Raw genomic sequence first — 19,691 nt, 5'->3', positions numbered from 1 at the left:
GGTCATGGCGCTCCTGGACCAGCGAGACGGCCGAACCGGTAGGTCAGGCCGACGCCGGCGGTGATCACGTTGCGGCTGGACAGCAGGGGGCTTTCCCATTCCTCGCCGATGATCCTGTCGGCGCTGAGGGTGGCGACGAGCGACAGGCGGGGCCCGATCGCCCGGGCGGCGTCCAGTTCGACGCCCGCGCTGTAGAAGTCGTTCTGGCCAAAGCGCGGCAGGGACTGCGGGCGAACGACGTCGCGGCGCAGGCCGAAGTACTCGCGAGAGAAGCTGCTGTCGGCCCAGGACAGACGCCCTTCCAAGCCGACCTTCCAGCGCGGCGAGATCTGGCCGCCGGTGTCGAAGGCCATATCGCCCGACCAGCCGCCATAGCCGTCGATGGCCTTGCGCACGCGCAGGTCCAGCTCGCCGATCGGCGTGCGCCGCTTGAGGAAACCGCCCGCCTCGATGGCGTCCTTCATGGCGAACGCGCCCCGGGGGAGGCGATCGTTGTAGGACTGGCGGTACTCGACCACCGGTCCCGCCGACCAGTCGCCGCCGCGCCAGGCGGCGATCTTGAGGCCGTCGTCGACGCTGAACGACAGGCGATCGCCGTAGTCGATTTCCAGGATCGGCAGGACGTCGTCCGTATAGCGGCTGGCGCCCAGATGGTCGGGGCGGACGCGGCTGATCAAGCCGGCGTCGACGGCCCAGCCGCCCGGATCGGCGGGCGCGGCCAGGGCGACGGCCGGAAGCGTCAGGCTGGCCGTCATCGCCAGGGTCGAGGCTCGGAGAAGACGCGAGGTCATTGTTTGGCTTCGCTCGAACGTCCCATCAGCCAGACGCCCAGCAGGATGGCGGCCCCGCCCAGCGCCTGCAGCAGGCTGGCCGGCTCGTGGAAGACCGTCCAGCTGGCGACCACCACCAGCGCGTAGCTGAGTGCCGACAGCGGAAAGGCCTCGCTGAGCTTGATCTCGGACAGCACCACCATCCAGACGGCGAAGGCCAGGATCTCCATGGCGATCAGGGCCTGGCCCCAAGGCAGGACGAGCGCCTTCAGCAACCAGCCGAGGCCGAACGACACGCCGGTCATCGCCTCGGCGGTCTTCTTGGCGCTGATCTGATAGGCCAGCCCCAGCAGGGGCAGGGCCAGGAACAGCAGGCGCCTGGCCCAGCGCGCCCGCAAGGTCGGGGGCGCGGGGGAGGGCGCGGGCGGCGGCGGCGCGGACGCTTCGGGGACGTCGGGCGCCAGCAGGGAGACGCCAGCCGCAGGACCGCGTCGACCAGACGGTTGCGGTGCCGGAAGCGCATCGTGACCGGAGTGAGCCGGCTGCCCAGCCGCAGCTTGTTGGCGTAGGCCGCCTGGCCGCTCTGATAGCGCGTCAGTCCCAGGTCCAGGCACAGGCCGATGTTGGTGAACCAGCTCAGGAAATAGAGATTATGCGCGCGCCCCGCCTCGGCCATGCAGAAGAACTTGTCGAGCAGAATCCCCTGGTCGATGAGCACCAGGTTCGCGGCCAGCAGGCGGTCGTCAACGACGTACAGCACGCAGGCGGCGCGCTTGCCCATACGCGCCAGAACGCCGGTGAAATAGGCTGGCGTCAGCGTCTCGAACTGTAGGTCGCCGCGCGCGTGGGTCTCGGCGTACAGCGCCATGACCTGGTCTTCCAGGCCGGTCAGGTCGCGACGCACCTCGGTGCGCACCGACGCCGAGGCGCGCAGCTTGCGCCGCATGTCCTTGCGCGTCGCCGGGGAGAGGCGGGCCACATAGGCGTCGATGTCGGGGAAGTCGATCGCCAGATCGGCCAGCGGCAGGCCTGGAACGCCGTGGTAGCCGAGCCGCTCCAGGGCGGCGTCCCAGGCGTCGGCCTGAGGGACGGGGATGTCCTTGACGGCGACGAGGCCGCAGCGGTCGCGCCGGGCGGCCTCCTCCAACGCCGACATCAGCGTCCGCACCAGGGCGTCGCGCTCCGGACCCGTGCGCATCTCGGGCGCGAGACCCAGCTGGGCGGTTTCGGTGCAGGGCGAGCCCAGGCACGCCAGACGCAGAGCGACCAGACCCGGAGCGATCTTGCCGAGGCCGCGCAGAAAAGACCGGGCGGCGCCGTCGACGGTGGTCTCCAGCGCGTAGCGCGTGATGAAGGCCGGGGCGGCCGCGACCAGCCGTCCATCCTTCTCGACCAGCACGTAGCGAAAGCCGAAGCCTTCCAGGCCCGCGGCCTCGACGGCGGCCAGATAGTCGTAGCGCTCGACCTCGTGCGGGAACAGCGCGTCCCACGCCTGGCGATCGACGGCCGCCAAGGTCTCGACGACGCGGCTCTCAAGCATCGCCGCGCTCCAGGGCCGAGTGGCTCAGGAAGAAGGTCCCGGTCTGTTCGGCGACCAGGGCGCGTTCCCGGTCCACATGGATCATGTGATAGCTGTCCTCGAGCAGCCGGACCTCGGCCCGCTCGCCCAGGGCGCGCTTAAGCCTCGAAGCGTTGCGGGGATGGCTCATGTCGTCCTCCCGCGCGTGCAGTATCAGGCACGGCGCGGCGATCCGGTCGGCGACCCGCTCCAGATGGCGACCCAGGCGGTACATCTGGAACAGCGCCCCGAACGGCAGGCGATCGAGCGCGCCTTCGATGAAGCCCTCGGGGGCCTTGGCGACGCGCTCGCGCAGCCGTTCGTCCTTCAGGCCGTAGGGATAGGGTTCGGCGAAGCTGATGTGGCGGATCAGCGGCAGGTTGGCGACCGCCTGGATCAGGTAGGCGCCCTTCATCCAGCGTTCCATGTTCCAGCCGTCGTACTCGAACGTCATCGAATAGACGGCGGCCGCGGCGATGTCCGGCCGCAGCGCCGCCAGCTCCAGGCCCAGGGCGCCGCCCACGCAGATCCCGGCGACGAAGACTTCGTCGACCTCGCGGCGATAGGCGTCGTAGGCGTCGGTCACCGACCGCAGCCAGTCGCGCCAGCTGCTGCGCAGCAACGCGGCCATGTCGGCGCCGTGGCCCGCCAGCTGCGGAACCATGACGTCGAAGCCCCGCCGGTTCAGGCGCTTGGCCAGGAACTTCATCTCGTCCGGCGCGCCCGTCAGGCCATGGATCAGCAAGACGCCGCGTCGACTGTCGGACGGCAGGCGGAAACTGCGGTCGATCGGCGTCATAGGCCCGACGCTCCCACCAGCACCACGCCCGCGGTGATCAGCGCCGCGCCGGCCACCTGGGCGCGGGTCAGCCGTTCGCGAAACAGCAGCGCGCCGGCCAACGGAATGCCCGCATAGGGCAGGTTGGTAATCGGATAGGCCACCGACAGGGGGACTTTCTCCAAGGTTAGCACCAGGCAGATCGCCTCGCTGATCCAAAAGGCCAGGCCCAGCCAGAGGATCGGCCGAAGCGCCAGCGCCAGGGCGTAGTTCGGCGCGTCATGGGCGTCGTTGGCCGCCGCCTTGAAGCACAGCTCGCGGGCGATCTCGGCGGCGACGCAGAAGGCGAGCAACCCCGCCGCGGAGACGACCGGACTGGTCACGCGGCCATCTGCACGAAAAGGCGCAGCAGACGCCGGTTGACACCTTCGTTGACCTGTCGGACCGCGTCTGCCGGCGCCGTCCAGGGCTGGTCCAGCAGGGCCTCGGCCTGCTTGAGGACCGCGGCCGTCAGACCGCCGCCATAGCGCGGCCGCGTCCAGTCCCCGACGATGTCGGCGCCGATAAGCCGGTGTTCATCCAGAACACGCGTCAGCATGGCCTCGAGAAACGAGAGGCTGGTGCGGCCCTGGTCCCAGTTGGTGGCGGCGTCGGCCGTGCGCAGCACGTCCTTGTCGATCGTCACATAGACCGCGTCGGTTTCGATGCGCGCGGCCAGCAGGTCGACGAAGGCCGCCTCGCCTAGGCTTTCCACGGTCGGTCGCGTGACCGAGCCCACCTTTAGCGCGGGCCCGCCGTCGGGCGCGCGATAGGGATAGATCTCCAGGCGCCCGTCCTCGATCAGATCCAGGTGGGCGCCCTTGGGCGTCGGCCGTTCGACGTCGCGGCTGCAGACGCCGACCGTCACGACCTTGGCCACCCCGGGCAGGCGCGCGGCGCGCCCGACCCAGGAGCCGCAGTGCAGCCCGTTCTCGAACCGCACCCAATCGGGATGGTTGTCGAAGTGCAGGACCGTCACGGGGCCGCTCCAGGAGGCCGCGATCGCGCGCTCGATCAACAGCGGCGAGACATGGTGGAAGTCGCCGGATCCGGTGAACACCAGGCTGGGCCCGGACGGCGCCGCGCGGCTCAGGCGATCGCGCAGCGCGTCCAGGGCCGGCGGGCGACTCCAGAGGCGCAAGGCCGGGCCCAGGTCGCGGGCGGCGACCTGATCGCCGCCGGCCGCCAGGGCCTCTTCGACCAGGACGCCCTGGTCCTCGAACGCGCCGTCGAGGTCCAGGAGCACCGGCGTCAGTCTATCACTCAGTCGACGCACCGACGCAGCACCGCATCCAGGAGTTTCAGGGCCAGGTCGATCTCGTCCTTGCTGATCTCCAGCGAGGGCGCCAACGTGATGACGTTCTTGTGGTAGCCACCGACGTCGAGGATCAGACCCATGGTCTTGCCGTCGACCTCGAGCTCGCCCGACATGGCGACCTCTTCCATGCGGTTCAGCAGCGCCTTGTTGGGCGTGAAGCCGTCAGCCTCGCAGATCTCGGCGCGCAGAGCCAGGCCCAGGCCGTCGACGTCGCCGATCTGGGGCCAGCGCTTCTGCAGCTCCTTCAGGCCCTCCAGGAAGTAGGCGCCCTTTTCCATGACCTGGGCGCCGTAATCGACCTCGGAGACCATCTTCAGCGTCTCGAGGGCGACAGAGGTGCCCATCGGATTGGAATTGAAGGTCGAATGGGTCGAGCCCGGCGGGAAGATCTCGGGATTGATCAGCTCTTCGCGCGCCCACACGCCCGACAGCGGGTTGAGGCCGTTGGTCAGGGCCTTGCCGAACACGAGGACGTCCGGCTCGACGCCGAAATGCTCGATCGACCAGAGCTTGCCCGTCCGGAACATGCCCATCTGGATCTCGTCGACCACCATCAGGATGCCGTACTGGTCGAGGACCTTCTTCAGTTCGACGAAGAAGTTCATCGGCGGAATGACGTAGCCGCCGGTGCCCTGGATGGGCTCGACATAGAAGGCCGCGTACTCGGCCTGGCCCGTCTTCACGTCGAGCACGCCGTTGTATTCGGTCTCGAACAGGCGGGCGAACTTCTGGACGCAGGCGTGGCCGTACTCTTCCTTGCTCATGCCCTTGGGGCCGCGGAAGTGGTAGGGGAACTCGATGAACTGGGCGCGGTCGCCGAAGTGGCCGTAGCGGCGGCGATAGCGGTACGACGAGGTGATCGCCGAGGCGCCCAGCGTCCGGCCGTGATACCCGCCCTCGAAGGCGAACATCAGCTGCTTGCCGCCCGTGGCGTTGCGGACCAGCTTCAGCGAGTCCTCGACCGCCTGGGCCCCGCCGACGTTGAAGTGGACGCGCCCCTTGCGGCCGAACTTGCGCTCGGCGTCCTGGGCGATCATCGCGGCCAGCTCGACCTTTTCACGATGCAGATACTGGCTGGCGACCTGCGGCAGCGTCTCCAGCTGATGGTGGACGGCGGCGTTCAGGCGCGGATTGCGGTAGCCGAAATTGACGGCCGAGTACCACATCTGCAGGTCCAGGTACTCGCGCCCACGGGCGTCGTACATGAACGAGCCGTCGCAGCCGGTGAAGAACTTGGGGTCGGGCAGGTAGTGAACCGTGTCGCCGTACGAGCAGTACTGGGCCTCAAGGGCGCGCAGGCTGTCTTCGTCGAGGGCAGGGGAGGAGGCGTCGTACATGGGAGGGCTCCGTTCAGACGGCCGCGCGCCGGACGAGGCGCTGGCGCGCCCCGGCCAGGGTGGCGGTGATGGTGTGGAAGTCGCTGAATTCGTGGTGCGGCATGGCGCGCGAGCGGGCGTAGTCCGCCAGGGCGTCGCGGGCGAACAGCAGGTCGGCGCGTCCGGAGACGCAGAAGTCCGAACGGCCGTCGCCGATGAAGACCAGCAGGGGGACGTCCTCGCCGCCCTCGGCCCGCGCGGCGGCCTGGCACTTGCAGACGCCCGATCCCGCCGCGCAGCCGGCGCGGGACCAGGGCTGCTCCAGCCGCCTGGCGGTCGCTTCGCCCGCCAGGCGGTTGGCGATGACGGGCAGGTGCCCCAGGCCGTGGCGGCCCAGGATCCGCGCGATGAAGTAGTCGACGCCGTCGCTGACCACCGTCAGGGGCACGGCGTTGGCCTGGCACCAGGCGGCGAACGAAACGAAGCCGTCGGTCAGCTCCACGCTGTCGAGCACGGCGTCCAGCGCCGCGTCGTCGCCGCCGATCAGCGCGACCTGGCCGCGCATGCATTCGGCCGCGGTGATCTCGCCGCGCTTCCAGCGCCCTTCGAGATCCTCCCAACTAGGATCGGCCAACCGGGTCAGCACCAGGTCGGTCGTATCCACCTTGGCGATCGTGCCGTCGAAATCGCAGAAAACTTGCATGCGCCGCTCCAACTCGCGGCGATGTGTGATCCCGCAAGCTGAGGCGAAGCTGAAGCAAAGAGGGCGAAGCCGGGGCTTTGTGGCGGCGCGCCCCGGATCGGGGGCTTAGGCGTCGGCTCTCGGGAGGCCCAGACAGGCTTCCAGGCCGCTTTCGCCGTCGTCGCGGTCGTCCAGGGACACGCGGCCGTTCATGACGCGCGCGGCCTCTTCCACGATCGCCAGGCCCAGGCCCGAGCCCAGGCCCGTGGCGTTCGCGCCCCGGAAGAAGCGCTGGAAGACGCGGCCGCGTTCGGCGGGAGGGATGCCGGGTCCTTGGTCCGCGACCGTCACCCAGCCGAAGCGCCGGTCGACGGACAGCCGCACCAGGACTTCCGAGCCGGCCGGCGCGTGCGTGACCGCGTTCTCGATGAGATTGGCCAGGACAAGACGCGCCAGGGCGGGGTCGCCTTTCACGGCGCAGGCCTCGCCCTCAAGCGCCAGGGCCACGCCCTTGGCGGCCGCCACCACGGCGATCTCGGCCAGCGCCGCCGTGGCCTCGGCGCGAAGATCGGTGGTCAGGTCGCGGGTGATCTGGGGGCCCAGGCGCGCCAGGGTCAGCAACTGTTCGGTCAGCTCGCTGGCCCGCGCCACCCCTTCGCGCAGTTGCCGGACCTGGGCGGCGCGCTCGACCGGATCGTCTTCCTCCGAGATCAGCTGGGCCTGCAGGTTCAGCGCCGCCAGCGGCGTGCGCAGCTGGTGGGCGGCGCTGTCGATGAACTGGCGCTCATGCTCGTAGCTGCGTTCCAGTCTCGACAGCAGGTCGTTGACCGATTCCGCCAACGGCCGCAGATCGACCGGCCAGGCCTCGGTGTCGAGCGGGCTGAGATCCCGCGCCCCGCGTCCGCCTATCGCGCTCACCAGCGCGCGCACCGCCCGCAGGCCGTCGTTGAGCGCCAGCCAGATCAGCCCCAGCATCACGGGCAGGACCAGCAGCAGCGGGATGGCCAGCTCCAGCAGGACGCGCCGCACCAGCACGGAGCGGATGCTGGTCCGCTCGCCCACCTGGATGACAACTCCGGCCTCGTGGACGGGCAGATTGAAGATCCGCCAAGTCTTGCTCCCGACCCGGCTGGTCTGGAAGCCCTGCTGGTCGCGTGGCGGCGCGGGGAGGCGAGGGGCCGTGTCCGAACCCAGGACCAAGCGGTCCTCCCGCCAGACGCGGAACATCCGCCAGTCGGCATAGGCGTCGAACGCCTTGCGATCCTCGGCGCTCAGCCACTCGTCGCCGATTTCCAGCGTGGCGTCCGAAGGAATGTCCTGGCCGCGCTCCTTGATCTCGTCGGTCATCAGGGCGCGCAGCACGTTCGCGCCGGTGATCAGCTGGCCGTCATAGACCTTGTCGACCTCGGCCCGCGTGGTCCAGAACATCATCGCGCACACCGTCACGACGATGGTCAGCAGCAGGATGGTCATCCGCCCGAACAGCCGTCCGGTGAGCGAGACGCGTCGGGAGGTTCGCTTAGGCGATCTCACTTACCCACCATGTAGCCCAGCCCGCGGGCGGTCAGGATGAAGTCCGCACCCAGCTTCTTGCGCAGGCCGTAGATCGTCACCTCGATGGTGTTGCTCTCGGCCCCGCCGGCCGCGTCATAGAGGGCGTTCTCCAGGTCGTCCTTGCTGACGAAGCGCCCGGCGCGGCGCATCAAGAGGTCCAGCGCTCTCAGCTCCTTGGCGGTCAGCTGCACAGGGACATCGTCTCGGCGAACCAGCCGCGCGCCGATGTCCAGAGTGACGTCCTTGACCCGCAGCAGGTCGTTGACGCGCCCTTCGGCGCGGCGGATCTGGGCGCGAATCCGCGCCAGCAGCTCGTCCAGATCGAACGGCTTGACCAGATAGTCGTCCGCGCCGGCGTCCAGGCCGTCGATCTTCTGATCGCCGCGGCCACGGGCGGTGACGATGATGACCGGCGTGGTGTCGCGACGCGCGCGCAGCTGCTTGAGCGCGTCCAGCCCGTCCAGGTGCGGCAGGTTCAGGTCCAGGATCACGCTGGCGTAGCCCTGGGCCAGCAGCCCGCCCAGCGCCTCCTCGCCGTCGCGAGCCCAGTCCACGGTGTAGCCGGCCTTCTCCAGGCCTCGCTTCATCGCCGCGCCCAGCATCGCGTCGTCCTCGACCAGCAGCAGCTTCATGACGTTCCTTCGCGGGCGCGCAGGCGATCCTCGACGTCGCGCACATAGTCGCGCTTCAGCGGCGCGGCGTCCTGGCGGCGCGCGATCTGCAGCTGGAACACGACCACGTTCTCGAACCGGAAAGCCGCCTCGGACATGGCCAGATAGTAGTCCCACATCCGGAAGAAACGCTCGTCGAAAAGCCGCACCGCCTCGTCTCGCCGCGCATGGAAGTTGGCGCGCCAGGCCGCCAGCGTCTCGGCGTAGTGCAGGCGCAGGACCTCGATGTCCGTCACGATCAGCCCCTGCAGCTCGACGGCCTTGAGAATGTCGGAGAGCGAGGGCAGATGGCCGCCAGGAAAGATGTACTTGGTGATCCAGGGATTGGTGACGCTGGGGGCGTCCGAACAGCCGATCGTATGCAGCAGCATCAGGCCGTCCGGAGCCAGTCGAGCCCGGCAGGTGCGGAAGAATTCGTCGTAGTGGCCAAGGCCGACGTGCTCGAACATGCCCACCGAGACGATCCGGTCGAACTGGTCCTCGACGGCGCGATAGTCCGTCAGTTCGAACCGCACCTTGGCCGCCAGCGCCGGGTCGATCCGCTCGCGGGCCCGCTTTATCTGCTGGGTGGACAGCGTGACGCCCAGGACGCTGGCCGCTTCCGCCACGCGGGCCAGGTACAGCGTCAATCCGCCCCAGCCGCAGCCGATGTCGAGCACGCGATGATGCGGCTCGACGCACAGCTTGGCGGCGACATGCCGCTTCTTGGCCAGTTGGGCGTCGGCCAAGCTCTGGCCCGGATGCTCGAAATAGGCGCAGGAATACTGCCAGTCCGGATCCAGGAAGAGGCCGTAGAGCGCGTCGCCCAGGTCGTAATGATGGGCGACGTTGCGCCGCGAGCGGCCGGGCTCGTTGCGCTGTCGCCAAAGCTGAACGGCGGTGCGGGCGCGGTCGACGACGCGCACGGGCAGAGAGGCCGGCGCCTCGGCGGCGTTGCGGAGCATCAGGCCCAGGAAGTCGAGGATGTCGCCCGACACCATCGAAAGTCGGCCATCCGTGTAGAGCTCGCCGGTGCTGAGATCCGGATCCAGCAACAACGCCCACGCGGCGCCAGGATCGGAAAGGCGCACGACCACGCGCGGCCCCGAGCCGTCGCCCAGGACGAAACGCTCGCCCGACGGTCCGATCATCTCCAGCGTTCCGGACCGGACGATCGGCGCCAGCGCCCGTTCAAGCAGGGAAAAACCTATAGCCACGCCACGATCTCCGACGCAGGGGCCATCGCGACATGCAATGCCAAGCTTCGATAGATCGGAAGTTGGAGGCTGAAAGACGGCGAAAACCGAAGTGTCACTGACTCCTAGGTCGTAGAACCGAATGCGCAACGAGACGGGGCATAACGCCGACTCCATCTGCGCGACTGACTCCTACGTCCCTGGTCGCGACTCCAATATGTGCGACGGCCGCTTGTAGCGCTTCTTCGGCGATCCCTTCGGACGGTCCAACGACCGATAGAGCGTCGAACGGGCGACGCCCAATGTCCGCGCGACTTCGGCGCCGCTGACCGCCGGATCCGCCAGCAGCAATTTGGCATGACTGACCTGCTGCGTGGAACGCCGAGCCGCTACCGTGCCCCCCCAAAGGGACCTTGTCGAAGCCTACAATGCCCGGAATTCTCTAGACCACGTTGGCATCCGTTTTCGCCGCTGAGCCACAGGCCTCTATCCACTTGGCCAGCGCTTGCAGCCAGGATATGCGGCCAATTTCAGCCTTGAGCTTTTGTCGCCACGTCTGGCGCGCAGGGGCTTGGCTCAGACAAGGCGCTCCCGACCGTTCGCCAAGGCAGGCCTCGGCGACCAACAGTTCTAGCCGCATGAGTTTCCCGGCAGCCGGGTTTTGCAACAGCGCGGCAAGTACTCCGCTCACTGCCAGGGCCGCCACTAGGATCTTGACCGTATCGGGTGATGCGGACTCTGGTTTGGCTTGCTCTGCGGATCGAGCAGGTGTCGGTGTTGACGTCGGCCCGGCGGGTGGCGCGAATGCCAACCAGAGTGCCGTCACGCCCGTACAGAGGGCCCCTAAGAGATTGGCGCGAGGAATGGCTCGTTCCAGCAACTGGATCTCCACCTTCAACCTGCGCGAAAGAGGCTCCAGGACATCCACTGGGTAAGCTCGCAGCATCTCGATCAGCCGCCGCTCTCCAGCCCAGTCCTCATCTAGGAGGCGTAGGGTGGGATTGGGCTCTTCGCTCAGGCGCAGGATCATTTGGGTGACCAGAACGAGAACGCTCACAAGCATGCTGAGCATGGCGATGACCAAAAACACCTTCCCTGCCAGGCGCGCCCACGGGTGCAGGCTACCTGTAAGCCAGGCCCAAGCCGCCAGCGCTAAAGCGCTAAAGACAAGGCAATAGGCGAGCGTCACCGCGCGCCCCGTGAACCGTCCTAGGCCCATCCCAAGTGTGGCGCGTGGCAGGACTGTGACTAGGGCCTGGATGTTTGGGATCTGGGAGCTGTCGTTGCTCATGAGTCGCCTCACTTCTCTACGTAAGAGAGGGCTAGATTGGCGACCTCAACAATCGGTTGCGGATCGTGCTTACCCATCCGTCGGGTAAACACCTCTCACGTGTGCTAGGCTCGAACCAGCCGGGAATTCACAGGGGATTGAAAGATGGCTGGCGGAAGCTATCGCGAGCAGCTCACCCGCATCGACGCCGCGCTTGCTCGCGGCTTTAAGCCAAGGCCGCGGTTTCCAAACGACCTACAGCTTGGCGGACTGCTTGTGGGTGGGATGGCGCTCGGAATGTTAATGTTCGGCGCCCTCGTTATCGGCCTGAGCGGGCGGGGCGGGTAATTGATCCCATGGAACGGAAATCTCGCAAATAAAAGAATACATATCCGTTCGGATATACTTTCTGACGCAAGCGAAAGTCGCCCGAAGAAAGGTCGATAACTTGCGATTCTGAATAATTTGGAAGATCGTCAGCTCAGACTCACGCATCCGGCGTGATGTCGATGGAGCAACGCGACCATGCCACCCTAAAACGACAACGAGCTTTGCCCTGGACCGGCAAAGCTCGTGCGCCACGTCGAGTGGAGAGTCGAAGCAGTTACACTCGAACTCTCCTTCGACAACCCATTCCTGTCAACCAGCGGCCTAATTGCCGAGCAATGTTCTGCGCCGGTGAGGTCGCTGCAAGCGCGATGTCTTTGACATCGTGAAGGAGAGCCTATGCCTGCAAGAAAAGAAGCGCCCCCGCGCAAGGCCGCCAGCGCTATTCAAATCGAGCTGGTGCGAGCCGGCATCCAGGTCATAGATCCTAGGGACGGCCGCGCCCAAGCTCCCTTGGTCATCTGCGTCTTGAGTGCTGGGGCCATTCTCGATGTCCGCTTGGCGTTCGAAAGGGACCTGAAGCGCGGGAGGAGGGGGCGATGAGAACGCGACCGCCACCTCCAAAGCCGCTGGCGAAGATGTCGGACGAGGAATTCGAACTCCTGTCCCGGCGCATGATCGCGGCGCGCGATCTCAGAAGTCGACCCAATCGGTCGCGCTACGACGTCGAACTGGCTGCGGAAGAATTGGGTGTCCATGCTTCGACCGTCTACCGCGACATCCAGCGGCTAGAGGGGAGGGGAACTATCGAGGACATCGCGCCGCGCGCTCGCGGATGGCCTCAAAGCAGATCCAGACTGCACCCGCGCCAAGAAGAGTTGATCGAACAATTCCTCCGTAGCACCTTCTTGACCACTGCCAAGCCCACGATGGTCTCCGTCACCGCCCAGATCGGTGACGCTTGCGAGAGAGAGGGCCTTTCTCGACCGACCCGCGCCGCGGTCATCAAGAGGCGCAACCGGCTCCCGGCACGAGAAATTGCCGCTAAGCGCGACGGCGCCAAGGCGGCTGAACAGCACACGCCGCGGCCAGGCAAGTTCGAGGTCCAGCGGCCCTGGGACGTCTGGCAGATCGACCACACGCTCACCGACGTCATCATTGTCGATGACCAGGGCCGACCGATTGGCCGCGCCTGGATAACCGTGCTGATCGATGTCTATTCGCGCATCGTTCCGGGCTTCTATGTCGGCCTTGACGCGCCATCGACCATTCGCGTCGCGACCACGCTCGACTTGGCCGTCAGCCCGAAGGAGGCCTGGCTGGCCAAACACGGCTACGACTACGAGTGGCCGGTCGAAGGCCTGCCTAAGCTGCTGCACAGCGACCGCGCCAAAGAATTCACGTCCAACGTCCTGAAGCGCGCGATGGAGAACCAGGGCACGGGGATCTTTCTTCGACCGCCGGGAAGGGTGCGATTTGGCGGCCACATCGAGCGCCTGATTGGAACGCTAATGGGGAAGTGTCGCCTCCTGCCAGGAGCCACGCACAGCAGTCCGACCGCGCGTGGGGGCTACGACAGCAAGGGCTCGGCCCGCCTGACGCTCGACCAGCTACAGGACTATTTCGCCCATCAGATCTTGGGCGTTTATCACAACCAGGTTCACAGCGCCCTCGGCGTCAGCCCGTTGGAAGCCTGGAAGGCCGCCACCCGAGACCGCTTTCCCGAGTTTCCGGAAGACCTGGGGTCTTTCCGCCTAGATCTGTTCCCGGAATTGACGCGAACGCTCGGTCGCCAGGGCCTCCAGGCGTTCAATGAAGACTACTATTGCCAGGAAATCGGTGAAGCCTTCATCTCCGGCGTTCGCGAGGTGCGGGTCAAGTACGACCCACGCGACCTTTCTAAGATCTACGTCTACCTGCCAGACGTGGGGTACGTGACGGTTCCTTATCGTCTCCCGATCGAAGGTCCAGCGCCAACCTATTGGCTCTACAAGGCCGCCAGTCGACAGCGGGGGCAAGCCGACACAGGTCGCGCCAGTCGCCACGTCGTGAGACGCGCCACCGCTGCGACCGAACAGATCGTGCAGGCCGCCACATCTCGTTCAATGAAAGCTGCCCGCCAAGCCGAAAGACTGGTCCGCGATCGTCAGGGCGCCGCTGAGTTCGCTAGCCGGAGCGCTGTACCGCCGCCACCCAGCGACGACGACTGGGGCGGCGCCTTTGGGGGAGGGGAGTGATGGTGCCCCGGTCCTCCGATGAAGGTCCTTTTGGACACTTGCATCCCGACATTGCACACTTGGCGACCGCCGATCGGACCAGTCGCGGGGCTTGATCGTGGGGATCCCACGCTTTTGCCTCGGCTCGCGGCCATGACACGAGTGCCCTTGGCTGTTCTGGCGCGCGTGCCGCTCGCGGACCTGATCGCCCATCCGATGCGGCCTGGACCGCGACCGCCAGCCTGCTGGGCGATTTGCGCACGCTGCCTACAGCGCGACATGGACCAGGGAAGGGTGCCTTATGTTCGGCGAGCCTGGACGCATCCGCTGGCGGTGTTCTGCGCCGAGCACGGCGTTCCGCTGGCGCCACACGGCCATTCGCCTATCAAGATCGCGAGCGAGCTGACCCTTTTTGAAGCCGGCTGTATCGAAAACGAACCTCGCGACGCCATGTTGGAGACAGCCAGCTTCGACGCGACCGCCATGGTTCCGCGTTTGGCGGGCCTTGGGCGCCGACACAGGCGCAAAGCGGCTGGAGCATCGCCTACGGCTCCGATGGGCGGTTCGGGACGTCGTGGACGCCCTTGCCGCCAACAGGCGGGAGCCGCGTGGCGGTTCGCTCGCCTCGCTATTCGAACAGCCGCTCTTCGACCGGAAATCGCTACAGGGCTCGAACCGGTTGCAATTGGACTGGTTGGCCGACGTCGATGCCGCCACGCGGCTGCTGTATGTCCGCCTCGCGCTCATGGTGCTCGCAGAGCCTCCGGATCCAGCGGAGGAGGCAGATGAGCCGCTCGGACGGTCCTGGCTGTTGAACCAATATCGTCACAGCAGGATCAGTGGCTGGCAAAGCGTGTTTGCGCACGCAATTCGCGATCCTTTGTTTTTGCTGGTGACCGAGCTGCCGAGGACCATGGTCCTGGAGCTGATGCGATCAGCCAGTCGCACGGTTGGAGTCAGAAAATCGCGAAAACGCGGAACGGCGTGGCAACAAATTCAAGGAGGGCTGCGACTCGCAGCTATTGGTGTCAGGGACAGGTGTCAGGGACACGAAGCGGGGCTGTCGTTTCCCTCAAACGCTTAGAATAAATCCCCCAAAAATTTCCGCAGCTTAGCCGATCCGCGCGCAACGCCAGCGATGCGCTGGGGCGGGGAAATGTTCTCAAATCGCTGGACGGCAGAATTCTAACGATCTGAGCGCAAAAATTTTGCCAGACAATTCAGCGCCTTGACTCCGATCGGCTTGAGCGGAAATCTCTGCGCATGGCCGTATGATCGGTCCGCTGAGGTTGGCGCCTATCGTTCTTTGCAGTTGCAAAGGAGAGGTGCCTTTGGCGGACACGACGAAACATTTCAGCGCCTATTCCGATGCCGAGTGGGAAGTACTTACCGAACGCGCTCGGTGGATAGCTCCTATAGCGGCCCTGCCGCCAGGAAGACGCGCGGAGCTGATTGACGCTGCATCGCGCCAGCTGGGTTGCTGTCGGGCCACGATCTACTCGTGGGTAAAGAAGTACGTGGAGGGAGAGCGGGTATCGAGCCTCGCTCCAAGGCGACCAGGCGTATCCAAAGGGCACCGAAAGCTTGATCCTCGGGCCGAGGCCATTATCGATCGTGAGATACAGAAGACATATCTCAAGAAAAACAAGAAGGTACGCGTCTCGGAGCTGGTGAGAGCAGTAAAGGCGCAATGTCAAGAAGACGGCCTCGAGCCCATCTCACGATCGACGATCGAGCGCCGGTTGAATCTGCTTGATAGGCGATTCATTGCCAAGCGCAGGGGAGAGCTTAGCAAGGCTGAAGGGCTAGAGGTCCTGGCCGGATCGCACGAAGTCCTGCTTCCAAATGAAGAATGGCAAATCGATCACTCGCCTGCCGATGTCATCCTCATAAGCGCTGAAGGCAGCGTGGTGGGCCGACCTTGGCTTACCCTAGTCATCGATGTCGCCACGCGCATGATCGCGGGATTTCTCGTCACTTTCGATCCTCCGCAAGCCACCTCGGTGGCGAGGGCTTTAGCTTTCGCTGTCGGACCTAAAGCTGAATACCTCAAGTCGCTTGGCCTCTCGGGTGTCTGGCCTTGCGCTGGGAAGCCTCTGTCGCTTTTCACCGACGGAGCATCGGAGTTCGCCAGGTCTGCGGCGTACCGGAGGGGATGCAGTGAGCACCTCATCGACTTTCGGACGAGGCCCGTTGGCGAGCCTTGGTACGGCGGACACATCGAGCGACTTATCGGCACGTACGTAGGCAAAATGCGGATGCTGCCAGGGGCTACGTTCTCAAACCCAATCGAGCGAGGCAGCTACGATTCTGCCAAATCAGCTTCGCTCACGATCGGCGAATTCACGCGATGGCTCGTTGAGCAAATCCTCGAATATCACGATACGCGACATCGCTCTCTGTGCTGTACGCCACTACAAGCGTGGGCCCAAAAGAGTATCGATTACGGGTTTTCGCCGCAGTATCCGTCCCACCTCGATACATTTTTTCGCGATTTCTTGCCCTCCCGGTGCGCTTGCATAGGCCGACAAGGCATAAGCATTAAAACCTTCGAGTACTCGGCGCCCATCCTGAGAGAGCTAAAAGCTAGGGGGCACAAACGGGTTCAAACTTGGTTTGATCCAAACGATCTGTCGGCAGTCTTCATCCGAGACGGCGAGGGCAGGTCTGTTCCCCTGAAGATCAGATATCCAGGCGTCCCCCCCTTTGCGCTATGGGAAGTAGTTGCAGAACAAAGACGTCGTCGGGCGTCCGACCAGGAGCCTGTAGCAGGCCTCCCGCTCGTCGACGCTGTCCTAGCCGCAAGAGGCCAGGTTCGGGTCAGGGGCACTACAATGACTCAGAACCGACATCGTGAGCGCTTGCGAGAGCACGGCCTGATCCAACCGGCTCGCGCACCAGTTTTGGAAATCCGCACGGGGAGATGGACTGACATTCTGGAGGGAGGCTTGGATGTTTGACCACCTTTCTCCAGAGGCTCGAGCTGTCGCCACAGAATCCGCCGACTACCGCAAGCTATACTGCCAAAAAGAGATTTGGGTTCCGCATACCGGCGCAAGTGCAGCGATAGAACGACTGACTGAGTACGCACGGCATCCAAAATCACACCGTATGCCCGTCGGTTTGATTTCAGGGCCAACGGGAACAGGCCGTCGCACAGTCATGGAGCGGCTCGTCGCACTGCACCCAGAGCAGGTGAAGATGGTGACCCTCCCTGAGACGTTTCAGGAGCGGCGGATAGCGATATCCATGCTCAAAGCGCTACGCCATCCATCGCCATGGCGCTGTGACGTTTGGCGCCTGATCGAAATTACTACAACAGCCTTGCGGAATTCAGACGTTCGCATCGTCTGCATCTACAACGCGGACGATATTGGCTTTGCGGGGAGGGGCGCGCAGGGTCGATACCTCGCCCTTCTCCGACGCTTCAAAGAACAGGGTAAAGTATCCCTGATCTTTCGGGGTGGGGAACAAGCGCGAAAGCTGCTTCGCCTCGATCCGGAACTGCGCGAGCAGGCGGAGCAGTTCTCTTTGCGCCCCTGGGGAGTGGAACGCTCTACTGCCATTGCGATTGCACGGGCCGTACGGGAATTCCCGCTCCGGCTCCCGACATTGATCGATGAGGCCTTTCTTCAAGCCGTCTTTGAGAGTTCCGCAGGCGTTCCTGGAAGGATTTTTGCGCAGCTTCGAAACGCTGCTTGGAATGCGATCGACCGAAAAATTGAACACATCAGTCCAGAGCTTCTTCGGAGCTCCGCTGTGCGCCCTCGGCTGGGTAGGCCAACAGATGGCGCATCGGATAATGACCGGTGAGTTCTAAGCGCCACTGGGATTTAGCTTGGGCGCCAGATCCCTTTCCAAATGAAGCTCGTTCATCATGGCTTGCCCGAACCGCTCATGCGCACGGGCTGCTGGTTTCCGAGCTCCTGGAGCTACATGGGTGCTCACTTCCTCAGCTAGATCGAGGCAGGGCAGAAGCCGCCTGGTGCGATATTGTCGCCCGTACATCCATCGCCGCTCCGCTTCTCGACCGAGTAACATTCGCGCTCAATGCGTTAGGCCCTCCCAGTGGCCTCCGCCCGCCGCGGTGGCCGATAGGCGACTGGTGGAGTTTTTGTCCCGCGTGTGTGTTGGAAGATCTGATCGGGGAGGGCATCACCTATATTCGATCTGCCTGGGTCCATCCGCTTTCTTTCGCCTGTCAGTTACACGAGCAAGCGCTGAAGCCATGGCCGCACGGCATCGAGCTCCTGCTCCCTGACGGTTCCCTACTATTTGACACGGTGAAGCTCGAAGCGTGTTCGCAGCGCACCTTGCCAAAGGCAGTCCTTGAGGCTGCGGCCGCGCTAGAGGATCCGGCAGCCTCAAACTGGCCATCAGCAGTAGCGGTCATATTCACGCTCGCAGCAGCGCTGAACGTAAAAACCGGATCAGCGCACTTTGGCGTGCCGGCATACGCCCTAGTGACCGAACAAGAACAGCGGTCATCCATACAAGGGAGCCATCAATTCGATCTGCTTTTGCCCCTTGAGGCGGACGCCCATGCCAGGCTCTCTCTGATAGAAGCTGCTGCTCGAATTTTTGCGTTCGATCCCTCGGACGTGTCGCAGGATGTCGGCTCACAGCTACGCGCGAGCCTGACGCAAGTTCTACGTTCGGCTCGACGAGTTTGGCCACGTAGGCATGCGCTCGCAGCCACCGATCCTCTCTTTGTGGTCCTAGCTAACCTCAATCCTCGAGCCACGGAGGCAATGTTGCAGGGGTTTTCAGCCTGGCCATCTGAGTTCAAGGCCCGCGTCCGCGCAGCGCTCTTCGTATCTTCGATGGCCAATTTGGCTTGAGGCGAAGGTGTAGACGACGATTCGAAAAGCTGCGATTCTGGTCTTATGTCGGCTTCGCGGACCAACTCTGAGCAAATGCAGACCCTTTCGCTGAAACTTCCGGCGAAGGCGCATTCCGCCATAAAGCGCAGAGCGACAGCTGCGGGTGTCAAAATGAGCGACTACTACGTCGAGCTCATCGAGCGCTTCATCCAGATGTCGCTGCCGTCAAACCCGCCGATCATCTCCTATCCAATTGGCGCCGTAAGCGTGTCAGTCGTGGCGCCGGTCGAGACCGTTCAACGGTTTAGAGAAGTCGCAGAAGACTATGCCTGTACGATCCAGTTGCTGGCGATGACCGCAGTGGATGAGCACCTTTATGGGCGTTTGGTTCGAGCGGCGTGACGCGCTGCACGGCCATGTGCCGCTTGCTCGCCAGTGCTGCGGACATTCGACGGCACCCTGCTGACTCTTAGCTGCCGGGTCGCGCCTCCAATATCCGGGATGGCCGCCTGTATCGCTTCTTGGGCAACCCTTTCGGTCGTTCGAGCGAGCGATAGAGCGTAGAGCGGGCGACACCCAAGGTCCGCGCGACCTCGGCGCCACTAACCTCAGGATCCGCCAGCAACAGTTTCGCGTGGCTGACCTGTTGCGCCGTCAACTTCGTAGGACGGCCTCCGAGCCGACCGCGTGCCTTCGCCGCAGCCAGTCCCGCCAGGGTCCGCTCAAGAACGAGATCTCGTTCCATCTCCGCCATCGCGGCCATGACATGGAAGAAGAACCGGCCCGCAGCCGTGCCTGTATCGATCCCGTCAGTCAGGCTCGCGAAGTTGATCTCCTTCGCCCGAAGCTCCGCCGTGAAGCCCACCAGTTGCCTGACGGTACGGCCCAAGCGGTCCAGCTTCCAGACCACCAGCGTGTCACCGGCACGCAAATGCGACAGCGCATCCGCGAGGCCCGCCCGATCACCCCGGCCGCCACTAGCGTGATCCGAAAAGACCCGCTCGCAGCCGGCGCGTACCAACGCATCGACCTGTAGATCGAGACGCTGTTCGGCAGTCGAAACGCGAGCGTAGCCAATGAGCATGTCGCCAGTGTCTCAAATCTCGTCCGCGCCGCCAAACGCGAGACTTTGATTTCGCGACACGGTTTCCGGACCCCTCACATTCAAGTCAGCCGGGGGAGGGCGGCTCGCCT

The 19,691-nt window shown here is 64.7% G+C and carries 19 protein-coding genes; 6 read left to right on the top strand and 13 right to left on the bottom strand.

The window, feature by feature from the left end; all coding sequences use genetic code 11:
• Window positions 1-2: 2 nt before the first annotated feature.
• From MZV50_RS13290 to MZV50_RS13235, 12 genes are all read right to left on the bottom strand, one after another.
• Window positions 3-791, bottom strand: coding sequence for a MipA/OmpV family protein (locus tag MZV50_RS13290; protein WP_252635131.1), 789 nt, complete (start codon window positions 789-791; stop codon window positions 3-5).
• On the bottom strand, window positions 788-1,168 hold the full coding sequence (locus tag MZV50_RS13285) for a hypothetical protein (RefSeq protein WP_252635130.1): 381 nt from the start codon (window positions 1,166-1,168) through the stop codon (window positions 788-790). The genes MZV50_RS13290 and MZV50_RS13285 overlap by 4 nt, the downstream gene beginning before the upstream one ends.
• Window positions 1,072-2,310 carry a GNAT family N-acetyltransferase gene (locus MZV50_RS13280; protein WP_252635129.1) on the bottom strand — a complete coding sequence of 413 codons (1,239 nt, stop codon included), beginning with the start codon at window positions 2,308-2,310 and terminating at the stop codon, window positions 1,072-1,074. Before MZV50_RS13280 ends, MZV50_RS13285 begins: the two co-directional genes overlap by 97 nt.
• Complete coding sequence (locus MZV50_RS13275; RefSeq protein ID WP_252635128.1) at window positions 2,303-3,127, bottom strand: alpha/beta hydrolase; 825 nt, start codon at window positions 3,125-3,127, stop codon at window positions 2,303-2,305. The genes MZV50_RS13280 and MZV50_RS13275 overlap by 8 nt, the downstream gene beginning before the upstream one ends.
• Entirely contained in the window at window positions 3,124-3,489 is a 366-nt protein-coding gene (locus MZV50_RS13270) for an EamA family transporter (protein WP_252635127.1), read from the bottom strand. Before MZV50_RS13270 ends, MZV50_RS13275 begins: the two co-directional genes overlap by 4 nt.
• Window positions 3,486-4,421 (bottom strand): arginase family protein, encoded by a 936-nt coding sequence (locus MZV50_RS13265; RefSeq protein WP_252635126.1) that lies wholly within the window; start codon window positions 4,419-4,421, stop codon window positions 3,486-3,488. The genes MZV50_RS13270 and MZV50_RS13265 overlap by 4 nt, the downstream gene beginning before the upstream one ends.
• Window positions 4,409-5,800, bottom strand: a complete 1,392-nt coding sequence (locus MZV50_RS13260; protein ID WP_252635125.1) for an aspartate aminotransferase family protein — start codon at window positions 5,798-5,800, stop codon at window positions 4,409-4,411. The genes MZV50_RS13265 and MZV50_RS13260 overlap by 13 nt, the downstream gene beginning before the upstream one ends.
• Window positions 5,801-5,813: 13 nt before the next feature.
• Entirely contained in the window at window positions 5,814-6,482 is a 669-nt protein-coding gene (locus tag MZV50_RS13255; RefSeq protein WP_252635124.1) for an MtnX-like HAD-IB family phosphatase, read from the bottom strand.
• 105 nt (window positions 6,483-6,587) lie between these two features.
• Window positions 6,588-7,934 (bottom strand): sensor histidine kinase, encoded by a 1,347-nt coding sequence (locus tag MZV50_RS13250; RefSeq protein ID WP_252635123.1) that lies wholly within the window; start codon window positions 7,932-7,934, stop codon window positions 6,588-6,590.
• A 56-nt stretch (window positions 7,935-7,990) separates the two neighbouring features.
• Entirely contained in the window at window positions 7,991-8,647 is a 657-nt protein-coding gene (locus MZV50_RS13245; protein ID WP_252635122.1) for a response regulator transcription factor, read from the bottom strand.
• Window positions 8,644-9,882, bottom strand: coding sequence for an SAM-dependent methyltransferase (locus MZV50_RS13240; protein ID WP_252635121.1), 1,239 nt, complete (start codon window positions 9,880-9,882; stop codon window positions 8,644-8,646). Before MZV50_RS13240 ends, MZV50_RS13245 begins: the two co-directional genes overlap by 4 nt.
• Before the next feature lie 421 nt (window positions 9,883-10,303).
• Window positions 10,304-11,152: a hypothetical protein gene (locus MZV50_RS13235; RefSeq protein WP_252635120.1), complete on the bottom strand. Its 849-nt coding sequence runs from the start codon at window positions 11,150-11,152 to the stop codon at window positions 10,304-10,306.
• Between the two features lie 944 nt (window positions 11,153-12,096).
• On the opposite strand from MZV50_RS13235, the gene MZV50_RS13230 reads away from it, so the two are divergent.
• From MZV50_RS13230 to MZV50_RS13205, 6 genes are all read left to right on the top strand, one after another.
• A complete protein-coding gene (locus MZV50_RS13230) occupies window positions 12,097-13,695 on the top strand; it encodes a Mu transposase C-terminal domain-containing protein (protein ID WP_252635119.1) in 1,599 nt (532 codons plus the stop codon).
• Window positions 13,696-14,248: 553 nt separating this feature from the next.
• Window positions 14,249-14,758: a hypothetical protein gene (locus tag MZV50_RS13225; protein ID WP_252635118.1), complete on the top strand. Its 510-nt coding sequence runs from the start codon at window positions 14,249-14,251 to the stop codon at window positions 14,756-14,758.
• Between the two features lie 247 nt (window positions 14,759-15,005).
• Window positions 15,006-16,634: a Mu transposase C-terminal domain-containing protein gene (locus MZV50_RS13220; RefSeq protein WP_252635117.1), complete on the top strand. Its 1,629-nt coding sequence runs from the start codon at window positions 15,006-15,008 to the stop codon at window positions 16,632-16,634.
• Window positions 16,627-17,487 carry a TniB family NTP-binding protein gene (locus MZV50_RS13215; protein ID WP_252635116.1) on the top strand — a complete coding sequence of 287 codons (861 nt, stop codon included), beginning with the start codon at window positions 16,627-16,629 and terminating at the stop codon, window positions 17,485-17,487. The genes MZV50_RS13220 and MZV50_RS13215 overlap by 8 nt, the downstream gene beginning before the upstream one ends.
• Window positions 17,484-18,515 carry a TniQ family protein gene (locus MZV50_RS13210; protein WP_252635115.1) on the top strand — a complete coding sequence of 344 codons (1,032 nt, stop codon included), beginning with the start codon at window positions 17,484-17,486 and terminating at the stop codon, window positions 18,513-18,515. Before MZV50_RS13215 ends, MZV50_RS13210 begins: the two co-directional genes overlap by 4 nt.
• 75 nt (window positions 18,516-18,590) lie before the next feature.
• Entirely contained in the window at window positions 18,591-18,899 is a 309-nt protein-coding gene (locus MZV50_RS13205; protein WP_252635114.1) for a hypothetical protein, read from the top strand.
• 67 nt (window positions 18,900-18,966) lie between these two features.
• Here MZV50_RS13205 and MZV50_RS13200 read toward each other — a convergent pair whose 3' ends face one another.
• The gene (locus MZV50_RS13200) at window positions 18,967-19,581 is read right to left on the bottom strand and encodes a recombinase family protein (protein WP_252635113.1); all 615 of its coding nucleotides are present in this window, start codon (window positions 19,579-19,581) and stop codon (window positions 18,967-18,969) included.
• Between the last annotated feature and the right edge of the window lie 110 nt (window positions 19,582-19,691).

It is taken from the genome of Caulobacter segnis, from assembly GCF_023935105.1.
Lineage (GTDB): Bacteria > Pseudomonadota > Alphaproteobacteria > Caulobacterales > Caulobacteraceae > Caulobacter > Caulobacter segnis_B.
This window is presented reverse-complemented; position numbering and strand designations above follow the sequence as displayed.